This is a genomic window from Delftia sp. ZNC0008 (assembly GCF_000799035.1).
GTDB lineage: Bacteria > Pseudomonadota > Gammaproteobacteria > Burkholderiales > Burkholderiaceae_C > Comamonas > Comamonas tsuruhatensis.
In genome coordinates this window covers 1-2,199 of the sequence record NZ_JTKZ01000903.1, presented here as the reverse complement: position 1 = coordinate 2,199, position 2,199 = coordinate 1, and the positions used below count along the sequence as shown (strand labels likewise).

Sequence of the window (2,199 nt, the reverse complement as noted above, 5' to 3'; positions counted from 1 at the left end):
CCGCACCCTGGTGCTGGACACCGGCAGCCAGGCGCGCGCCGACGAGGTGGTCAGCTCGCTGGTGGAGGGCCTCACAGGCTTTGCGCTGGCCTTGGTCGATACGCAGACCAGCGCACAGGCCGCCATGGCGCACTGGCTGACCACGCAGGAAAGCCCGGCCGGCTTTTCGATTGACCGTGAATGCGAGCTCAAGGCCGCCGACGAATCCAAGGCCGTGGTGCGCTATGCGCGCCATCCGCTGGACATCGACGAGGTGCGCCAGCACATCGAGCACGGCAAGCTGCCCACACGCCTGGCGCTGACCTGGGACGACCGCGTGAGCTTTGTGCTGACCGAGGGTCTGCAGATCCGCAAGATCGCGCTGCTCGATGCCGTGATGGAAGGCCAGTCGCAGGACGACGGCGGCTTCGATGCCGACGTGGCGATTGCCACGGGCGAGCTGTCCAGGCTCATCCCCGATCTGATCGAGGCGTTGGGCGGGGAAGGGCGCACGGGCCTGGGCCAGGATCTTCCAGCATCGCTGCAGACGCCTGCAGCCCACGCTCCCGCGACGGCACCGCGCGCAGCGGCATCGGGCCGTGGAGCGCTGACGGGGCCGGCCACGGCACCCGTGGACACGGCGCCTGAAGAAGCGCCGTTCTGAGCCAGCAGCCGGGCACCCGGGCCGGCAATGTTTCATGTGAAACATCGCCGCGCCTCCAGGGCGCTCAGACCCTTTCGAAGATGGCTGCGATGCCCTGGCCGCCGCCTATGCACATGGTCACCAGCGCATAGCGGCCGCCCGTGCGCTGCAGTTCGGCGATGGCCTTGGTGGTGATGATGGCGCCCGTGGCGCCGACCGGGTGGCCCAGCGAGATGCCCGAGCCGTTGGGATTGACCTTGGCCGGGTCCAGCGCCAGTTGCTGGATCACGGCGCAGGCCTGGGCCGCAAAGGCCTCGTTGGCCTCGATGACGTCCATGTCTGCAATCTTCAGGCCCGTGCGCTGCAGCACCTTCTGCGTAGCCGGCACGGGGCCTATGCCCATGTAGGCGGGGTCCACGCCGGCATGGGCGTAGCCGACCAGGCGCGCCAGCGGCTTCAGTCCCAGGGCAGCCACGCGATCGCCTGCGGCCAGTGCCACGGCGGCCGCGCCGTCGTTGATGCCCGAGGCATTGCCGGCCGTCACGGTGCCGCCTTCCTTGCGGAAGGCCGGCTTCATGGCGCTGAGCACTTCGATGGTGGTGGCCGCGCGCACATGCTCGTCGGTGTCGAAGACCACGACGCCCTTGCGCGTGGCGATTTCCACGGGAACGATCTGCTCCTTGAAGTGGCCGGCCGCGATGGCAGCGGCCGCGCGCTGGTGGCTGGCCGCTGCCAGTTCATCCTGCATTTCACGGCTGATGTGGTAGCGCTCGGCCACGTTCTCGGCCGTGATGCCCATGTGCATCTTCTGCCAGGGATCGTGCAGGATGCCCAGCATGTAGTCGATGCTCTTGGCGTCGCCCATGCGCGCGCCCCAGCGCGCGGCCTGGTCGAAGTAGGGGCCGCGGCTCATGGACTCGCTGCCGCCGCCGATGGCCACGTCGCAATCGCCCAGCGCAATGGCCTGGGCGGCCGAGACGATGGCCTGCAGGCCGGAGCCGCACAGCCGGTTGACGTTGAAGGCCGGCGTCTCGATGGGGCAGCCCGCATCGATGGAGGCCACGCGCGAGAGGTAGGCGTCCTTGGTATCGGTGGGGATCACATTGCCCATGACCACGTGGCCGACGGCGTCGGGCGCCAGGCCCGCGCGCTCCATGGCCGCCTTGACGGCCGTGGTGGCCAGCTGGGTGTTGGGTACGTCCTTGAGGCTGCCGCCGAAGGTGCCGATGGCGGTGCGCGCAGTGCCGACGACGAAGACGTCGCGTGGGGTCATGGTGAAGCTCCTCGAAGCGATGAACACGGGGGTGGCTTGCATTGTGCCGGTCGGGCGCAGTCTTGCGCAGCCACCTCGGTGTCAGGCATGGATGGTCCCCTGCCCGCCGATCCTCACAGGCCCTTACCGGCCTTCGAATTGCGGCGCCTGCTTGGCGTGGAACGCCGCAATGCCGCGCGGCAGGTCGGCCGTGCGCGCACAGGCATCGAAGGCGCAGGCCTCGGCCGCAAGCTGGTCGCGCAGGCTGCGGTCCAGGCCGGCGCGCATGAGGCGGCGCATATGGCCCAGCGCCACCGTGACGCGG

2 protein-coding genes and 1 pseudogene are annotated in these 2,199 nt (G+C 69.4%); 1 reads left to right on the top strand and 2 read right to left on the bottom strand.

The features are described 5' to 3' along the window. Positions 1 to 643, top strand: a 643-nt coding sequence (locus L995_RS29200) for a recombination-associated protein RdgC (RefSeq protein WP_047474916.1), incomplete at its 5' end; no start/stop codon positions are given. Positions 644 to 707: 64 nt separating this feature from the next. On the opposite strand, the gene L995_RS29195 is transcribed toward L995_RS29200, so the two are convergent. Both L995_RS29195 and L995_RS29190 read right to left on the bottom strand, forming a co-directional pair. Continuing rightward, entirely contained in the window at positions 708 to 1,895 is a 1,188-nt protein-coding gene (locus tag L995_RS29195) for an acetyl-CoA C-acyltransferase family protein (RefSeq protein ID WP_047474917.1), read from the bottom strand. A 123-nt stretch (positions 1,896 to 2,018) separates the two neighbouring features. After that, positions 2,019 to 2,199 (bottom strand): annotated as a pseudogene (locus tag L995_RS29190) (enoyl-CoA hydratase); the annotation flags it as partial.